Consider the following 16,238-nt stretch of genomic DNA (forward strand, 5'->3'; position numbering starts at 1 on the left):
CCCCTGAAATATGGTGCGCGGCCCGAACCCCGGGAGATCCCCCGCCCCTTCCGGGGGTCATCCCCATGCCGCCGCCCGGGCGGGGCTGGCACCCTTGAGCGCATGCCCGCCACCGACGAGCGTCCTCCGGCCGCCGCGCGCGTCCGCCGTCCCTGGTCGACGTCGGGCTGGCTGCTGCTGGTGCTCTTCGTCGTCTTCGGCTTCGGGCTCATCGCCTCGCGCCCGGCGTCACCGCCGGACCAGGGGCCGCCGACGGGCGACGTGCTGGCCGCGCAGAACGCCATCGCCGCGCTGACCCACCCCGGCCCGCAGCCGACCGCGCTCGCGCTCCTGCCGAAGGACTTCACCGCCGTAAGCGGCGTGACGCCCCTCGCGATGCAGGCGCGCGACGGGACCGTTCGCGCCGTCCACGTCGACGGCGGGTGCTCCACCCCGTGGGGCGACGACAACACCAAGTGGGACTACGCGGTGCCGTGCAAGGCCCACGACCTGGGCTACGACCTCCTGCGTTACGCGGACAAAAAGGGCCACCCGCTCGACCAGAGCGTGCGGGCCTCGCTCGACGCACGGCTGTCGCAGGACATGCACCACGCGTGCGTGGTGAACCCGATGGGCTCGGCGGGCACCTGCCAGGTCGTCGCCACTCTCTACTCGGCCGGGCTCGTCGTGAACTCGTGGCACCAGCGCTGGGGACCGCCGGTCGCCGACCCGATCGGGCCGATGGTCGCCGGCGTCCTGGTGATCGGCTGCCTGCTCGTGTTCCGGCTGCGCGGCTGGCACACGGCCCGGCGCACCACGCCGCGGCCCGCTCGCGCCGCCACCGGTCCCCCGACGCGCTGGGCCGTGCTCGGCGCCGCCTCGGCCGTGCTGCTCGTGCTCGGCGAATCGGCCACGGCACTGGCCGACTGGGCGGGCGCGCCCGAGTCCGCGTGGTGGCCGCTGACCTGGCTCGCGCAGCTCACACCACTGCTGTTCTTCGCGGGCGGCTACGCGAACGCCACCGGCTGGCCGGCCGAACGCGACCGGGGCTACCGCCACTACCTCGCCGAACGCGCGAGCCCGCTGCTGCGGCCCGCGTTGATCTTCGCCGTGGTCGCCCTGCTCGTCCCGCTCGCGCTGGAGCTGCTCGGCATCCCCGCCGGCACGAACGCGACGGTCATGCGGATCGCGCTGCACCCGCTGTGGCTGCTGGGCGTTTACCTGCTGACGATCGTCTGCGCGCCCGCGCTGCTCGCGCTCTACCGGCGCACGCGCCTGTGGTCGGTGGCCGGGCTGCTGGCGCTCGTCGTCGCGGGCGAGGCCACCGCGGCGTGGTCCGGCTCGCCGCTGCCGGGTTACGGCGCGACGCTGGCGCTCGCGCTGCTGGCCCAGCAGGTCGCGTTCGCCCACGCCGACGGCGTGCGCCTGCCCCGGCCGGCGCTGGCCGGTGCCGCCGTGGCCGGGGTGGGCGGGCTGGCCGTGGCCACCTTCGCGCTCGGCGCGTCGCCGATCCTGCTGGGCAGCCCGGGTGCGCCGGCCGCGTTGTCGGCGCCGCCCTGGGAGGTCCTGCTGCTCGGCGTGACCCAGCTCGGTCTGGCGGGGCTGCTCGGCGGACGGATGGTGCGCGTCGCGGCGCGGCCGCGGGTCAGCCGCGCCGCCGGGTTCGTGCTGCGGGCGCCGATGAGCCTGTACCTGGCGTTCCTGGCGGCGATGCTGCTGCTCGTCGCCGTCGTCTACCTGCCCGGACCGATCGCCGACGGGCTGAGCTGGCTCGTGAAACCGCGCACCGCGATGGCGATCGCGCTGCTGCTCGTGCCGGCGGGCCTGGTGTTCTGGTGGTTCGAGCGCCACCCCCGCGGCCACGGCGAACCCGCGCCGCCCCCGCCGAGACCGCGCACGGCCACCGGCTGGCGGCCGGTGCTGCTCACCAGAGCGGCCGCCGCGCTCGGCATCGGCTACGCGACGCTGGGCGTGTTCGGGCTCGCGCTGGCGCGCTTCGGCGACGTCGCCGCCGACGCCGACTTCCTCGGCCTGCACCTCGACCCCGTGCAGAGCCTCGTGCACCTGCTGCTCGGCGTGCTCCTGCTGCACACCGTCCGCACGGGCGCCACCGCGTCGGCCGGCACGTGGTTCGTGTGCGCGCTCGCGTGCGCGCCGGCGCTGATGGTCTCGGCGGCCGGCGCGCCGACCGTGGTCCTGCACGCGGCGACGGCGGTGTTCGCGCTGGTCGCGGCCGTTTCGTGTCTGATTCCCGCACGCCGCGCTGCGAGCGTGACTTCTTGACGAGAAACTCGAACGGGGACACGCACACCGCCGGTCGGGCGAACCTGGCCGGAGTGGCGGACCATGGGTGGTGCAGGCCACGCCAGCCGGGGGAGGTGCGGACCCGCCGCAACCCCGCCCCGGCACCATGCGTCTTCAAGGTCCGGGGAACCGGACAGTGATGGGCAGAAGGACGAGAAGAAGAAGGAGCGGACCGCGTGGATCACCCGCCTCGGAACGGGCAAGGTGGCCGACGCCCCGCCCGCCCCTGGCAGGACCCGCCGGGGAGCGCGAGCGGACGCCGGATGCCGCCACCTGCGCGCGACCGGGCTGAACCGCGCGGCCCCCGAGACGCCGAGCACCGGCCGTCGCGTCCGCCGCAGCGCCGGTCCGGGCCGCCGCCGCGGCGCTCGAGCCGGCGGGGCTCGCACCGGGGCGCGAAGATCACCCTCGCCGTGGTGTCGCTGCTGGTCATGGCCTTCACCGGCTACGCGTGGGCGTCGCTGCAGGGCCTGGTCAACGGCCTCAACTACGCCGACGTGATCAACCCGCAGTCGGGCGGCGACCAGCCCGCCGACGGCGCACGCGACATCCTCCTGGTCGGCCTCGACAGCCGCACCGACGCGCAGGGCAACCCGCTCTCCCCGCAGCTGCTCGCCCAGCTGCGCGCGGGCGAGGCCGACGGCGAGCTCAACACCGACTCGCTGATCTTCGTGCACATCCCGAACGACGGCAGCAAGGCCGTCGCGATCTCGCTGCCGCGCGACTCCTACGTGAACATCCCCGGCTACGGCGAGCACAAGATCAACTCCGCGTACGCCCGCGCGATGCTCCAGGCCCGCAAGGACCTGCAGCAGCAGGGCGTGACGGACCCGAAGGAGCTCGACGTCAAGGCCAACCAGGCCGGCGCGAAAGAGCTGATCAGCACCGTCGAGGCGCTCACCGGCTCGACGATCGACAACTACGCGGCCATCAACCTGCTCGGCTTCAGCGATATCACGCAGGCCATCGGCGGCGTCGACGTGTGCCTCAACAACAACGTCGACGACTCCTACTCCGGCGCGAAGTTCACCAAGGGCGTGCACACGATCTCCGGGGTGCAGGCGCTGGAGTTCGTCCGGCAGCGCCACGGCCTGCCGCGCGGCGACCTCGACCGGGTGGTGCGCCAGCAGGTGTTCATGGCCGGCATGGCGCGCAAGGTGCTCTCGGCCGGCACGCTCACCGACCCGGGCAAGCTCAACGCGCTCATCGACGCCATCAAGAAGTCGGTGGTCCTCAACCAGAACTGGGACATCTTCAGCTTCGCCCAGCAGATGAAGGGCCTCACCGGCGGGCAGCTCGAGTTCCGCACGATCCCGGTCGAGGACGTCGCGTACAAGACGCCCAGCGACGGCGACGCCATCAAGGTCGACCCGCAGGCCGTGAAGAAGTTCGTGCAGGGCCTCGCTGGTCCGCAGCCCGGGCAGCAAGCCGCGGCACCGCCGGCGAACGACGCGAACAAGGGCATCACGGTCGACGTCCGCAACGCCTCGGGCCGCACGGGCCTGGCGGCGAGCGTGTCGAAGCAGCTCAGCGGCAAGGGCTTCACCGCGGGCGACACGGCCAACGCGACCTCGCGCAAGACCACCGTGATCTGGGTGCCCTCCGGCGGCGAGGACTCCGGCAACGCCGTGGCCGACGCCCTCGGCACCAAGGCCACGGTGCAGGAGGACAAGAGCGTCGACGCCGGTCACGTGATGGTGTTCCTCGGCTCGGACTACCAGCCGAGCACCGACAACGCCGGCTCCGGCGCACCGGCCGGCTCGGCCAACGCGCCCGCGTCTTCGCCCGCGGCGTCCCCGCCGGCCGCCGGTGACGACCAGAAACCGATCACCGCCAACGGCGTTCCCTGCGTCAACTGACCTGTTCAGCGCACTGCGGTTCCTCCGTTCGGAGCAGTCTGCGAAATCGTCACCAAAGACTTGGCCGAAACCGCGTAAGGAAAAGCGCACTGCCCACTTTCATACACGTGAGACGCGCACGCGTTCGCAGTCACGAGAGCGGACGCCGCGTGTGAGAGCGTGAGCAGGGCAGGGGACGAGGAAGTGGTGATCGACGCTGAGCACTACCAGCGGATACTCGGTGACGAGCTCCGCAAGCTCCGGCGCAGGCGAGGGTGGACGCGCAAGGAGCTGAACACGCGTCTGCAGAGTGAGATCTCCCTGCAGACGCTGGCGACGTACGAGCTGGGCACACGGCAGTGTTCCGTGGTGCGCCTGGTCGAGCTGTGCGTCGCGATGGACGAGCTGCCCCAGGACCTGCTGGCCAAGGTGCACCGGCGGGTGTTCGTGGAAGAGCCGGGACGCGTGCGGGTGGACCTGCGGCGAGTGGTGGCCGAGGCCTCGCCCGAACTGCTGCCGCTGCGCCGCTGGGCCGAGGACCGGCTGCGCCGCGGCGACCCGGGAGCCGGCGCGACCACGTTGAGCTCGAGCCCGGCCGAAGTGTCGCTCGACCTGCCCGCGCTCGAGCGGATGGCCGAGCTGTGCGACCTGCCGGTCGTCGACCTGATCAGCCACCTGCGCAAACTCGCGCCCGCCTGAGCCGCGGGCGGAGCCGACCCGGACCGTTTCGCCGGTCCAGGCCGGGGGCTTTCGCGTTGTCGAGGGTCGCGAAAGCCCCCGCCACCCCTCATCCCTGACCCGAGCACGCCCACCGTCGTCCGTGGGCTTGTTCGGCGCGCCCTCCTGCCCTCCCCACAAGCTACGAAGGGGACTTTCGCGCCTCCTCCCCTGCCGCGAAAGTCCCCTTCGTACCCCTCGTTCGTCAGCCCAGCAGTTCGTAGTCCTCCCGCCGGACCGTGCGGGTGTCGAGCCAGTACCGCCACGTGAAGCCGGGCCAGATGGTGCGGTTCACGCCCTTCGCGTCGAGGTACCAGCTCTTGCAGCCGCCCCGCGTCCAGATGCCCTTCGCGAGCTTGCGCTGTACGTCGGTGTTGAACGCTTCCTGCACCTGCGGCCGCGGGTCGATCGCGCGGTCGCCAGCCAGCCGCAGCGCCTGGGCGATGTAGGAGATCTGGGACTCGATCATGAACACCACGGAGTTGTGGCCGAGGCCGGTGTTCGGACCGAGCAGGAAGAACAGGTTCGGGAAGCCGTTGACGGTGATGCCGAGGTGCGTGCGCATCCCCTCCGTCGCCCACTCCTTGGCCAGGTTGCGCCCCTCGCGCCCGACGATCTCGAGCGTGTCGAACGCGTCGGTGACGTGGAAGCCGGTCCCGTAGATGATCACGTCGACCTCGTGCTCCACGCCGGCCGCGTCGACCACGCTGTGCTCACGGACCTCGGCGACGCCTTCGGTGACCACGTCGACGTTGTCCCTGGCCAGGGCCGGGTAGTAGTCGTTGGAGATCAGCACGCGCTTGCAGCCCATGGTGTAGTCGGGCGTCAGCTTGGCGCGCAGGGCCGGATCGGCCACGGCCTGGTCGATGTTGCGCTTGGCGATCCGCTGGCCGAGCTGCATCACCCACGGCTGGCCGTTGAAGCCGATGGCCCGGGCTTCGAGCATCCAGTAGAGGACGTCGCGGTAGGCGCGTTGCGCGAGCGGTACGGCTTTGAAGAGGCCGCGGGCCCAGCCGGGCATGTCGTGGTCGGCCTTCGGCATGACCCACGGCGGGGTGCGCTGGAAGAGCGTGAGCTGCTCGACCTGGCCCACGATCTGCGGCACGAACTGCACCGCGCTCGCGCCCGTGCCGATCACGGCGACGCGCTTGCCGGCGAGGTCGACGCCGTGGTCCCACTGCGCGGAGTGGAAGGCCGGGCCGGCGAAGTCCTCGATGCCGGGCAGGTGCGGGATCTGCGGCCGGTGCAGCGCGCCGACGCCCGCGACCAGGGCCTTGGCGACGAACTCGTCGCCCGACTTGGTGGTGACGTGCCAGCGGTTCTCGTCGGCGTCCCAGCGCGCGCCGGTCATCTCCTGGCCGAAGCGCAGGAAGCGGCGCAGGCCGTACTTCTCCGTGACGCCGCGCAGGTAGCTCCAGATCTCGGGCTGCGGCGAGTAGGCGCGCGACCAGCCGGGGTTCTGCTCGAAGGAGAACGAGTACATGTGCGACGGGATGTCGCAGGCGCAGCCGGGGTAGCTGTTGTCGCGCCAGGTCCCGCCGACGTCGTCGGCCTTCTCGAGGATCACGAAGTCCTCGCGGCCGTCCTTGCGCAGCTGGATGGCCATGCCCAGGCCGGAGAACCCGGTCCCGACCACGATCACCCCGGTCTCGGTGCGGTTGCCCATGCGCCCTCCCGTTTAGTGTTACCCGAAGTCCATCCTACTTGGAGTAGGTTACCGGCGGTAGAGTGTTGCCGTGACCACCGCGAAACGCAAGCGCGTGCCCCGGGCCGAGCGCGAACGGCAGATGATCGAGGTCGCCGAGCGGGTGTTCACCGAGCGCGGCTACGGCGCGGCGTCGATGGACGAGATCGCCGAGCTCGTGGGCGTGTCGAAGCCGATGCTGTACGAGTACTTCCACTCCAAGGAAGGCCTGCTGCTGGCGTGCATCCGCCAGTCGCGGGCGGCGCTGCGCGAGGCGACCGAGCAGGCGACGGTGGGCGCGGTTTCCGCCGAGGACGCGCTGCGGCGCGGGCTACTGGCGTTTTTCGTCTTCATCCGCGAGCGCCGGGAGGCCTGGTCGCTGCTGCGGCACGAGATGGCGTTGATCGGCACGCCGGCGGCCGACGAGATCGAGCAGACGCGGCGGCAGCAGACGGACCTGATCGTGGCGGTGATGAGCGAGTACTTCGACGACGAGCTCCGCGCCGAGGCGTCGGCCGAGTTCGTGGTCGGCGCGTGCGAGCGTCTCGCGATCTGGTGCGAGCGGTTCCCGGACGTGACTCCCGACATAGCGACCGACTACGCAATGGACATGCTCTGGTCCGGACTGTCACGACGCGCCCGCTGACGTGCGCGTGAACATGCACGCGCACTAGGCCATTCGGTCGTCACTCAGTGCGAATCCCCTCTCGTGTCTTGTGACACAGAGTTTCTTTACGGTATCGAGAACCCTGTAGAAAGACTGATGGACAGTCGCGGGTTGCGCGGGGGCGCAGAAATCGCGTCATGAGTGTGCGGTGGCCGAGTCTCGGCCAGTGACGCATGCTGATGGCGAGAGGGGTGAGGTAGTGGTGGAGACGATCACAGCGACGTACGCGCACGAGAACGACGACTGGACGATCACCGTCAGCGGCCGTGGCGGGGAACGGACCGCGAAGGCGCCGGGCATCATCGCCGCGCGTGACCGCGCGGACCAGCTCGTCGACGAGCTCGCCCCGGACGGGCGACCCACGGTCGTGCACCTGCTCAACGGGAGCGCCCTGGAGTTCACGAGCTCGTACATGGCCGCGCGGCTCACCCTCCCGGACATCGAGCCGCTGGAGGTGCCGCCGTCGGGGTCTTCGAAGCCGGCTGCCGCCACTCCTGCTGCTCCTGCCGCTCCCGCTGCGGCCAAGCCTCAGCTCCCGCCGAGCAAGCAGCTGCCGAAGGAAGTCGAAGACCGCAAGGCCGAGGAGACGCCCGCCGTCCCCACCTCGAAGCCGACGGTCTCCCCGCGCGCCTGACACTCGCCGCTTCGTCGATACGTTTGAGCGGGCCCGGTTCCCCGGGCCCGCTCAAACGTGTGGGTGGATCAGCGGAACAGCTTGCGGACCAGCAGCGCCAGGATCAACGCCCCCACGCCGATGAGCGGGTACTTGACCTTGGGGTCGTCCAGCTTCGCGCGGATGCCGTTCTTGGCCTGGTCCGCGAGCTTCTGGGGGTTGGCCTTGGTGCCCAGCTGGTCGAGCGTCGCCGCCAGCGCCGTCCTGGCCTGCTCGATCTCACGCTCGATGGTCTCGGGGTCGCGAGCCACGTGCCCTCCTCGCCGCGTCGGACTGTAGGCGCCCACGTTAGAGGACGACACCCCCACCACCGCCACTGACCACGCCGAGCCACCCCGAACGTGGCGCGCGCTACGATTCTCCCGGCTTTCCCGGGGCCGTAGCCCAATTGGCAGAGGCACACGGTTTAGGTCCGTGCCAGTGAGAGTTCGAGTCTCTCCGGCCCCACAACCCTGAAGCATCGGTAGCCGCTTCGAGCCTCTTGACCTGCGGATTTACGGCTCGAAGGGGTTACCGATCGAAACTCGCGAAGGGTGACACGACACGAACGCCACACCCGGCAAGCCTGGCTCGGCCCACGGCACAGGCGTGGGATGTCGTGCTGGACGCCTGAGTCCCACTGCGAGCGCAACACCCAGATGTCGGTGTCGTTCACCGCGACGAGGTCGGTATCGCCGTCACCGTCCACATCGGCCGTGAGGGTGTCCCTCGTGCCGGAGAACGAGCCCGCGTACCACACTTCGGGCGCGGAATAGCCCGTGCCGGTGGAGCGCATGACCCGCACGTCGGTGTCGTTGACGGCGATGAGGTCGGCCTTGCCGTCGGCGTCGATGTCCCCGGTGAAGGTTTTCTTGGTGCTGTGGAACGGCGTGGTCGACCACTGCTGCGGCAGGGTGACGTGCCGGCGGGTCTCCGTGGTGGCGGGCACCACGCGCGTACCGCCCGAGTCGACGAGGATGCAATCGGCGAGGCCGTCACCGGTCGCGTCCGCCGCCAGTGTCGCCTTCTCTCCGCGGAGGGTGTCCGGACCCCACGCTGTCAATGGCAGCATCGTGGTGCCGTTCGACCTGGCCGCCAGTGCTGGGGTCCCGGCGGACAAGCCGATCACGTCGGTGTCCCCGTCGCCGTCCAGGTCCGCCGTCAGGTTCGCCTGGTCGCCGGCGATGTTGTTGTCCAGCCACTGTGTGGGGAACTCGAACCGTTCGTCGCCGGGGTAGTAGATGCGCGACCTCGCCACGAAGATGCCCCGCACGCTCGGGGTCGCAATCGTGTGCGGCCGGACCGTGATGGCGTCCGCGCGGCCGTCGTTGTCCACGTCGCCGAGGAAGTGTCCGTAGTACGGACTGTCGTCGAGGCTGTTCGCGCACAGGCTCCAATCCTGCTGCGGCTGGAAGCCCGAGCCGGTCGACAGCTTCACGTAGCACGCGTTCTGGAAGGCGTTGAAGCCGGCGAGGTCGTCCTTGCCGTCGCCGTTGACGTCCCCGGCCCTGACCGCGACCTGCGCGGTGAACGGTCCGGTCGACCACTGCTCCGGCACGGCGGACGCCACCGCCGGCGTGGTGAGGATCAAGGGCAGCAGACCGGCGACACCCACGATTCGGTCTGGACCATGCGGATCGCCTACGGACACGTCCACGGGGCCGACTCACCGAGCAGACCTGGTGGGTAGGTCGAGGAATGCCAGCAGCCGCAGGACTCCGGCCAGGTGGTCGAGGTCGTGCCAGAGCGCGATCACGTCGTGTGGTCCGCACTGGGCCGCGGCTGTCACTTCGGCAAAGACGTCGCGGCTCTGGCCGCAGTCGAGGTGCGCCAGGCCAAAGTAGGAACCCAAGTTGATCGCCGTTACTCTCGCGGCATGAGCGAGGAGATGAAGCTCGCGGAGGCACTGGCGCTGCGTGCTGACGCGGCAAAGCGGATCGAGCAGCTGCGCACACGGATCGTCGCGAGCGCCCGCTACCAGGAAGGCGAGCCACCGTCCGAGGACGCGGCCGAGCTGCTCACCGAGGCCGGGAACGTCCTCACCGAACTGGAGACGTTGATCCGCCGCATCAACCGGACCAACGCGCAGACCCCGTTCGGCGACGGCACCGTCACCGACGCCCTCGCCCGCCGCGACGTGCTGCGCCTGCGCCACTCCGTGCTCACCGCAGCGGCCGACGCCGCGGCTGGGCGCGGGCAGGCTATGGGGCGCCAGCTGCGGTCCGAGCTGAGGCAGCTGGCCGCCCTCCCGGTGGCCGACCTGCGCGAGCAGGCCGACCGCGTCGCCCTCGAACTGCGCCACCTCGACATCGACATCCAGCGCATCAACTGGGAGGCCGACCTCCTCCACTGACCGGCGGCACGGAAGCAGGTAACCGCCCCGGGGAAAGCGAGCACAAGCCGAGCCGGCGGCCAATCCGGCACCTGGCGCGTGGCGGGCAACGCAGGGGTTCAATTCCCCGTTGGACAGCGCAGCCCAGCACCGCGCACAGGTGACCGCGCACGCGGCACACCTCACCACCACGTGCTGGTTCCCCGGGAAGGTGAGGGCGGGTAAGGGGTTTTCCGTGTCAGGACAGTGCCAGGCGGTGGGCGAGCCGGCATGGCGCATGGATGCGTGACTGACCGGGGGAAGGCAGGGCTTCTCCGGCTGCCCTCCCCGGCTACAACCGCCGTGTCATACGTCGATCTGCTCGAAGATGTGCGGGTACGACACGATGTCGTCTGGGAACTCCGCCGCCATGCGCTGGAATTCGGGGCTGCCGAACGCCGTGGCGAGAGCCGCGGTCGACTCCCAGACCGCGACGTTCATCAGAAGTCGACTGTCCGCCGTTCCCTTGTGCATCTGCAGGGAGACGAATCCCGGCTGAGCCTTCATGAACTCCGCCTGCCTCCGAAAGAGGGCCAGGAACGCTTCAGCCCCCTCCTTCGGAACGAAGAAGGTGTTGACCAGGACGATGGGTCCGGTCTTCTCCTTGAACTGCGCGAACATCGGCGTATTCGGGTCCAGGCTCTGCAGGTTGGCCATTCTCGGCACTTCCTCTCGCTATCGGTCAGTGGGTATCGCTGGCGCCCGTGTCTTGACGACCGGGCCGGTGGGCCCCGCGGGCTCAAGTGAGGGCGGTGACCAGCACGGCGAAGGCGGCGACGAGAACGCCGACGCGGGCGTAGTGGAAGCGGTCCCAGCGGTTCATCTGCTCCTTCCAGTCCGCGGGCCGGTTCTCGGGGGTCCAGGTCTTGCCCCGGTTGTTGATCGGGACGAGCAGCAGGACCGACATGAGCACGCTGACGATCAGCAGCGCGGCGCCGATGACGACGAGGCCGGTGCCCGGGTGCTGCCAGCCGGCGACGGCCCAGACGGCGCTCAGGACGAGCGAGCCGATGTACCAGAACGGCATGAGGGCGCCGAGCATCCGGCCCCCGTGGGCGCGGCCGAGCTGGCCGCTGTCGTCGGGGAGTCCGTCGAGGATGCGGTTGATGACGAAGGCGACGGAGAACTCCACCCCCACCATCAGGCCGACGACCACGGTGGTGAAGACCTCGAGTGCGCTGAGCATGGTGACCTTCCGGGAATCTAGTGTTGCTAGATGATGGAGCAACGCTAGTACTACTGCCGCTCGTTTGTCTAGCGGTGCTAGGCTCAACCCATGTCGGTACAGGAACGCAAGCAACGGGAACGGGCGGACCGCGAACGCCTCATCGTGGCGACGGCCCGCGAGGTCGCCGAGCAGCAGGGCTGGGACGCGGTCACCACCCGCCTGCTCGCCCAGCGCATCGAGTACAGCCAGCCGGTCCTCTACAGCCACTTCCGGGGCAAGCGCGAGATCATCGGCGCCGTGGCCCTCGAGGGCGCCACCGAGATGGCCGCGACGCTGCGGGCCGCGACCTCGTCCGCCGACGGCCCCCGCGCCCGGGTCACCGCCCTCGCCCGCGCCTACCTCACCTTCGCCGAGCACAACCCCGCGGTCTACGACGCCATGTTCCAGCTCGACGGCGGCCTGACGTTCGCGAAAGACGACACCCCCGAGCCCCTGAAGGACGCCTTCGCCGCCCTGCTGGAGTGTCTCGGCGAGGTCGCCGGCCCCGGTGTCCACCCGGGACTGTTCACCGAGGTGTTCTGGGCGGCCCTGCACGGACTGGCCACCCTGACCCGAGCGGGACGGCTGCCACCGGAACACACCGAGCAGCGGGTGGAACTGCTGGTGGACCGGCTCGCCGTGCTCTGACGGACCGTGCGACTCGGTTCCCGCTTCGGGTTACTCATGCGCACCATGCCCGTTTTTCGCTGCGTGGTTCCCGATTCTGCGGGAGCCAGGGCGGTCACACCTCAGTCCACATTGGTCATTGCGCACGCCCACCGAGCGTCGAAGACGGCGATTGTCTTCCTGAACCGCCGCACCCCATGATCACGGTGGCCTGCCGGGTTACCCGAACTCATCGCGAACCGGCGGCCAACGCCTGCCGGAGGTCGGCGGGATGCCGGATCCAGATGTCGATCGCGGTTGCTTCGGGATGCGTGAGCGTCAAGCAACCCTGGCGACCCGGACCCCACAGCGGCACCACCGCCGCGGCCCAGGATCGGTCGAACACCAGCGAGCCGACGCCACGTCCGCGGTCGCCTTCCCTGGGATCCCACCTCAACCCCTCGCTCGACAACGACAACCGCCCGAGCAGCTCGCCGACCTCGTCGACCCTTCGCGCATGCCGCCCGGGCGCCGCGGCCCCCAGGAGCCGCGCCGCCGCCACGGGCAACTGGGCCGGCCACGACGGCTCGGCCCCCGCGTCGCGCCGTCGTCGTTCCCGCCGCAGTTCTCCCCGCACGACGACCGTCAACACCGCGTAGACCAAGACGAGCAACCCGAGCAGCACACTCGCCGCGAGGACCCAGCCCACCTTGAACCCCAGCAAGGCTGACAACCCGGCCGCGTACCCGGCGCCGAGCAGCGCGCGGGTCCGGCGCCGGCGTTCCCGATCGCGGCCGTATTCGGTCATCCGGACCATCGTCGCAGGCGGTCAGTGCGTGCCGAGCCCGAGGACCACGCTCTCGGCGGCGATCGCCTCCCTGGGGTTCCGCCGGTGCCGGCCCGTCAACCCGCCGATCAGCAACCCGGTACCGTGCCGTACCGATGACCGCGAACCTCGCCCGGCCGGTGCTGTCCGGCAGCCGTGCCGTTGTGCGGGAGGCCTGGGTGGGCCGGCAGGTGCGGTTGCGCGAAATCCGGCCCGACGACCGGCGGGCCCTGGTCGGGTTCGACCGCGACGGTGGCGGTGGTTACCGGCACTGGGCGACGCACCGGGCGGAGGTGGCCGGGTCCGGCGGGGACCGCCACCTCGCGATCGAGACGCTGCACGGCCGGACGCTCGTCGGGTCGATCTGGGTCCGAACGGACCCCGCGGCGGGCCGGTTCAGCTACGGCGTCGGGATCGGCGCGCAGCACCGGCGGTGCGGGTACGCCGAAGACGCCGTGACGACGCTGCTCGCCGCGATGTTCGGGCGGGCCGGCTACCGCAAGTGCGAGGTGAGCGTGCACGGCCGCAACTTCGCGTCGCTCGCCCTGCACGCCCGGCTCGGGTTCCGGGAAGAGGGCCGGGTGCGCGACACCGAGGCGCACCACGGGCAGATCACGTACCCGGTGCTGATGGGCCTCAGCGCCGACGCGTTCGCCGCCCGGCACCGGGACGTCGACGCGGGCCCGTGGACGGGGCGGCACTCGCGAACCCGGCGGCGCGGGCGCCACTGGCGGACTCGCGTGCGGCACTGAGCCCGGCCGCCGGGAATCACGTCACGCTGAGTGACTACGTCTCGTCAGAGCCACAAGTGAACCCCTCCCCTCGCTCGGCGAGGACGACGTGGCGGGCCCGGCCGCCGAGCACCGGCGGCCGGGCCGGGGGCCACGTCAGCGGCCGCCCGTGTCCACGAGGTAGATCTGTTGCGTGGTGTCGCGTTGGCCCCGGGTGGCGTTACGGTCCGTGACGAAGGCCACGACGCCGGCGGAGACCGCGGGGTACGTGGCGTTGCCCGGTTTCGTGAGCTGGGCCGGGGCCGACCAGCCGGCCGGCGTGAGGCGCGACGTGAAGACCTTCCAGCGCCAGTCCGCGGCGCGGGAGTCGTACCAGACGGCGCGGACGGTGCCGTCCGGGTCGTGGCTCAGGCGGGGCCGCTGGCTCATCGCGGCCGGCTCGACCGCGAACGGCGTGGCGGCCGACCAGGTGCGGCCGTCGGTCGAGCGGGCCGAGCGCAGGGACAGGTTCGCGCCCGAGCTCTGGAGGGCGCCGCTGTCCCAGGCGACGACGAAGGCGCCCGAGTGGTCGACGGCCGCGCTCGGGTGGCGGTCGGCGCGGTCGGTGGCGGCGCTGACCTGCGCCGACGCGCCCCAGCCGCCGCGGGTGCCCGCGCGGGTGGTGGCCAGGATCTGCCAGTTGTCCGGGTCCGTGCCGCCCGACGCGGCCTGGCCGGCGGGCGGGGTGTGGCCCGTCCACAGTGGATCCGGGTCGTGCCGGTCGTCTTGCCACGCAACGAGAATGCGGTCGCCGTGGCCCACCGCGACGGTCGTGAACACCGAGGCCGGGTAGCGCGGCGAGCGGGCGTCGACGGCCCGGTTGCCGGCGCTGACCGTCTTGCCCGCGGCCGACAGGTTGACCGGCTTCCGGTCGACACCGACGACCTGCGCGTAGACGTCGAACGCACCGCCGGTGTTGTCGGCCCAGGTGACGACGGGCTGTCCGCCGGAAAGCAGCGCGATCGCCGGATGTATGGCCCGGCCGGTGCCCGCGTCCAGACGCACGGCGGGGCCGAAGAGCAGTCCGCCCGTGCTGCTGTGGCGCAGGTAGATCGCGGGGCGGTGCGGCTGTTCGTGGCCGCGCTCGTCCTGCCAGACCACCCACACGTCGCGCCCGGAAGCGGCGACGCGCGGCGCCGTGGCCGTGCCCGAGCCGCCGGAGAGCTCGACCTCGAAGAGCCCGAAGCCGCGACGGTCCACTCGCTTGTAGACGATCCGGCTGCGGCCGTCGGAGTGGCGCTGCGCCACCACGTGCACGTCGTTGCCGGTGACCGCGACGTCGGCGAACCCCGTGAACTCACCGGTCCCGCCGAGCACCGCCATCGCGTTGTCGTGCCCGGACTGCATGGCGGGCAACGGGATCTCCGGCGTGGGCGTGGCCGCGCGGCCGACGGAGACGAAGACCGGCGAAGTCGCCGCGCGCAACTGGTCGGGCAGGGTCGGGTCGGCGTTCTGGCCGGACACGCCGCCGGGCGAGCGCACCTCGGCGCGGAACCACACGTGGTCACCGGACAGGCTCAACGGCAGCGTGCGCGTGTCGTCGGTGCCGCGCACGGTGGTGTCGAGCAGAGCCTGCGCCGAGCGGCCCGGGCAGCCGTACACGAGCAGCCGCGTGCCGGCGCCCTGGCGGACCCGCACCCGCAGCGAAGCGCGCTTCGGCAGCTTCCGGGAGCCGACCACGGTCTCGTCGCCACCCATCGCCTCGAAGCGGCCGTCGCCGTCGAGGTCGGCCTCGATCGTGACGAACGGGCCGGAAACGCCGGAGGACACCGAGGTGCGGCCGGCCTTCAGGCCGTCGAGGATCGCGCGAACGCTGCGGTCGGCGGCGAACACGCGGGTGGCCGGCTGGCCGGGACCGGCGATGTCCCACAGCTCGCGGAAGTGGCAGTCGCTGGCGGCGCTGACGCCGGTGACGAAGCCGCGGTTCCAGCGGTTCTCGGCGTACTCGATCTCCAGGTCGGGGTCCGAGGCGATGTTGAGCACCTCGATGTTGTGCACGCCCTGCACGCTGGCGTTGTCGTTGGGTCCGCCCGCGGCGCTGTACTCACCGTCGTCGGGATGGGCCACGTGCCACACCGCGTCCTGCGACCGCGCGTCCCAAATGGACTGCTGCACGTGCCGGAACGCCGCCGAGCCGGGCGGGTTCGCGCCGTCGACGACGTTGTCCACCGCGCCGAGCACGATCGCGTGCGGCGAGCCGTTGGCCTCTTCGCCGGGGATCAGCAGCAGCCGGTCGGACGTCCACTGTGGATCCCAGTGCTGGTCGTACGTGCGGTGGTCGGTCAGCGGCAGGAAGTCCAGCCCGGTCTTCTCGGCCTGGCCGATCTGGTCGCCGACGGGCAGGTTGCCCGGCAGCGTCTGCTTCGACGTCTGGCGCGGCAGGCTGCCGTCGGACGAGTGGTCGTCGTGCACGTGTGTGTCGCCGACGAGCCACTGGCCCTGGGGTTCGCGGCTGCCACCGAAGGGAAAGCCGCCGAGCGGGAGTCCCTGGGTCGCAGCGACGGCCGGCGTGGCCACGAGGCCGGACGCCGCGATCGCGCCGCCGGCCACCATGAACTGTCTTCGAGTGAGGCCCATCTCTGTCCTTCTTCCGGGCACCGGCGCCGGTGGTTCGGCA

Annotated in this window: 16 protein-coding genes and 1 tRNA gene; 9 read left to right on the plus strand and 8 right to left on the minus strand. The window is 71.2% G+C overall.

Annotation, left to right across the window (positions count from 1 at the left end):
- Positions 1-102: 102 nt before the first annotated feature.
- The 3 genes from ACQPXB_RS40020 (at position 103) to ACQPXB_RS40030 (ending at position 4,820) form a co-directional block, all read left to right on the plus strand.
- Entirely contained in the window at positions 103-2,262 is a 2,160-nt protein-coding gene (locus tag ACQPXB_RS40020) for a phospholipase A2 (protein ID WP_432846963.1), read from the plus strand.
- 452 nt (positions 2,263-2,714) lie between these two features.
- A complete protein-coding gene (locus ACQPXB_RS40025; protein WP_432856972.1) occupies positions 2,715-4,142 on the plus strand; it encodes an LCP family protein in 1,428 nt (475 codons plus the stop codon).
- Between the two features lie 183 nt (positions 4,143-4,325).
- Positions 4,326-4,820, plus strand: a complete 495-nt coding sequence (locus tag ACQPXB_RS40030) for a helix-turn-helix transcriptional regulator (protein ID WP_432856975.1) — start codon at positions 4,326-4,328, stop codon at positions 4,818-4,820.
- Positions 4,821-5,043: 223 nt separating this feature from the next.
- Here ACQPXB_RS40030 and ACQPXB_RS40035 read toward each other — a convergent pair whose 3' ends face one another.
- Positions 5,044-6,504 (minus strand): flavin-containing monooxygenase, encoded by a 1,461-nt coding sequence (locus ACQPXB_RS40035; protein WP_432846965.1) that lies wholly within the window; start codon positions 6,502-6,504, stop codon positions 5,044-5,046.
- A 70-nt stretch (positions 6,505-6,574) separates the two neighbouring features.
- Between ACQPXB_RS40035 and ACQPXB_RS40040 the strand changes: the two genes are divergently transcribed.
- Together ACQPXB_RS40040 and ACQPXB_RS40045 are read left to right on the plus strand one after the other, a co-directional pair.
- Complete coding sequence (locus tag ACQPXB_RS40040; RefSeq protein WP_386946990.1) at positions 6,575-7,168, plus strand: TetR/AcrR family transcriptional regulator; 594 nt, start codon at positions 6,575-6,577, stop codon at positions 7,166-7,168.
- A 220-nt stretch (positions 7,169-7,388) separates the two neighbouring features.
- Complete coding sequence (locus ACQPXB_RS40045; protein WP_432846967.1) at positions 7,389-7,823, plus strand: hypothetical protein; 435 nt, start codon at positions 7,389-7,391, stop codon at positions 7,821-7,823.
- A 68-nt stretch (positions 7,824-7,891) separates the two neighbouring features.
- Here the strand turns inward: ACQPXB_RS40045 and ACQPXB_RS40050 are convergent, their stop codons facing one another.
- Positions 7,892-8,113, minus strand: a complete 222-nt coding sequence (locus ACQPXB_RS40050) for a DUF3618 domain-containing protein (protein WP_285972933.1) — start codon at positions 8,111-8,113, stop codon at positions 7,892-7,894.
- Positions 8,114-8,235: 122 nt separating this feature from the next.
- On the opposite strand from ACQPXB_RS40050, the gene ACQPXB_RS40055 reads away from it, so the two are divergent.
- Positions 8,236-8,309 (plus strand) — tRNA-Leu (locus tag ACQPXB_RS40055).
- On the opposite strand, the gene ACQPXB_RS40060 is transcribed toward ACQPXB_RS40055, so the two are convergent.
- The gene (locus ACQPXB_RS40060; protein ID WP_432856978.1) at positions 8,269-9,498 is read right to left on the minus strand and encodes an FG-GAP repeat domain-containing protein; all 1,230 of its coding nucleotides are present in this window, start codon (positions 9,496-9,498) and stop codon (positions 8,269-8,271) included. The two genes, ACQPXB_RS40055 and ACQPXB_RS40060, sit on opposite strands and share 41 nt — an antisense overlap.
- A gap of 9 nt (positions 9,499-9,507) precedes the next feature.
- On the minus strand, positions 9,508-9,693 hold the full coding sequence (locus tag ACQPXB_RS40065; RefSeq protein WP_432846969.1) for a hypothetical protein: 186 nt from the start codon (positions 9,691-9,693) through the stop codon (positions 9,508-9,510).
- A 24-nt stretch (positions 9,694-9,717) separates the two neighbouring features.
- Between ACQPXB_RS40065 and ACQPXB_RS40070 the strand changes: the two genes are divergently transcribed.
- On the plus strand, positions 9,718-10,194 hold the full coding sequence (locus ACQPXB_RS40070; RefSeq protein WP_432846971.1) for a DIP1984 family protein: 477 nt from the start codon (positions 9,718-9,720) through the stop codon (positions 10,192-10,194).
- A gap of 324 nt (positions 10,195-10,518) precedes the next feature.
- Here the strand turns inward: ACQPXB_RS40070 and ACQPXB_RS40075 are convergent, their stop codons facing one another.
- Positions 10,519-10,869, minus strand: a complete 351-nt coding sequence (locus tag ACQPXB_RS40075) for an antibiotic biosynthesis monooxygenase family protein (protein WP_432846973.1) — start codon at positions 10,867-10,869, stop codon at positions 10,519-10,521.
- Positions 10,870-10,951: 82 nt separating this feature from the next.
- Positions 10,952-11,398, minus strand: coding sequence for an anthrone oxygenase family protein (locus tag ACQPXB_RS40080; RefSeq protein ID WP_432846975.1), 447 nt, complete (start codon positions 11,396-11,398; stop codon positions 10,952-10,954).
- Between the two features lie 90 nt (positions 11,399-11,488).
- Here ACQPXB_RS40080 and ACQPXB_RS40085 point away from each other — a divergent pair, with 90 nt between their 5' ends.
- Entirely contained in the window at positions 11,489-12,067 is a 579-nt protein-coding gene (locus ACQPXB_RS40085; RefSeq protein ID WP_432846977.1) for a TetR/AcrR family transcriptional regulator, read from the plus strand.
- A gap of 208 nt (positions 12,068-12,275) precedes the next feature.
- Here ACQPXB_RS40085 and ACQPXB_RS40090 read toward each other — a convergent pair whose 3' ends face one another.
- Entirely contained in the window at positions 12,276-12,833 is a 558-nt protein-coding gene (locus ACQPXB_RS40090) for a hypothetical protein (protein ID WP_432846979.1), read from the minus strand.
- Positions 12,834-13,042: 209 nt separating this feature from the next.
- Here ACQPXB_RS40090 and ACQPXB_RS40095 point away from each other — a divergent pair, with 209 nt between their 5' ends.
- Positions 13,043-13,603, plus strand: coding sequence for a GNAT family N-acetyltransferase (locus tag ACQPXB_RS40095; protein ID WP_432856981.1), 561 nt, complete (start codon positions 13,043-13,045; stop codon positions 13,601-13,603).
- 135 nt (positions 13,604-13,738) lie between these two features.
- Here ACQPXB_RS40095 and ACQPXB_RS40100 read toward each other — a convergent pair whose 3' ends face one another.
- Entirely contained in the window at positions 13,739-16,198 is a 2,460-nt protein-coding gene (locus tag ACQPXB_RS40100; RefSeq protein WP_432846981.1) for a CehA/McbA family metallohydrolase, read from the minus strand.
- Between the last annotated feature and the right edge of the window lie 40 nt (positions 16,199-16,238).

The sequence above is a fragment of the Amycolatopsis sp. CA-161197 genome, assembly GCF_050942255.1.
In the GTDB taxonomy this organism is placed as follows: Bacteria; Actinomycetota; Actinomycetes; order Mycobacteriales; family Pseudonocardiaceae; genus Amycolatopsis.

Excerpts from the sequence above, each read along its gene's own strand:
- ACQPXB_RS40020 (WP_432846963.1), top strand. The coding sequence starts at position 103 with ATGCCCGCCACCGACGAGCGTCCTCCGGCCGCCGCGCGCGTCCGCCGT.
- ACQPXB_RS40025 (WP_432856972.1), top strand. The coding sequence starts at position 2,715 with ATGGCCTTCACCGGCTACGCGTGGGCGTCGCTGCAGGGCCTGGTCAAC.
- ACQPXB_RS40035 (WP_432846965.1), bottom strand. The coding sequence starts at position 6,504 with ATGGGCAACCGCACCGAGACCGGGGTGATCGTGGTCGGGACCGGGTTC.
- ACQPXB_RS40070 (WP_432846971.1), top strand. The coding sequence starts at position 9,718 with ATGAGCGAGGAGATGAAGCTCGCGGAGGCACTGGCGCTGCGTGCTGAC.
- ACQPXB_RS40075 (WP_432846973.1), bottom strand. The coding sequence starts at position 10,869 with ATGGCCAACCTGCAGAGCCTGGACCCGAATACGCCGATGTTCGCGCAG.
- ACQPXB_RS40080 (WP_432846975.1), bottom strand. The coding sequence starts at position 11,398 with ATGCTCAGCGCACTCGAGGTCTTCACCACCGTGGTCGTCGGCCTGATG.
- ACQPXB_RS40085 (WP_432846977.1), top strand. The coding sequence starts at position 11,489 with ATGTCGGTACAGGAACGCAAGCAACGGGAACGGGCGGACCGCGAACGC.
- ACQPXB_RS40090 (WP_432846979.1), bottom strand. The coding sequence starts at position 12,833 with ATGACCGAATACGGCCGCGATCGGGAACGCCGGCGCCGGACCCGCGCG.
- ACQPXB_RS40100 (WP_432846981.1), bottom strand. The coding sequence starts at position 16,198 with ATGGGCCTCACTCGAAGACAGTTCATGGTGGCCGGCGGCGCGATCGCG.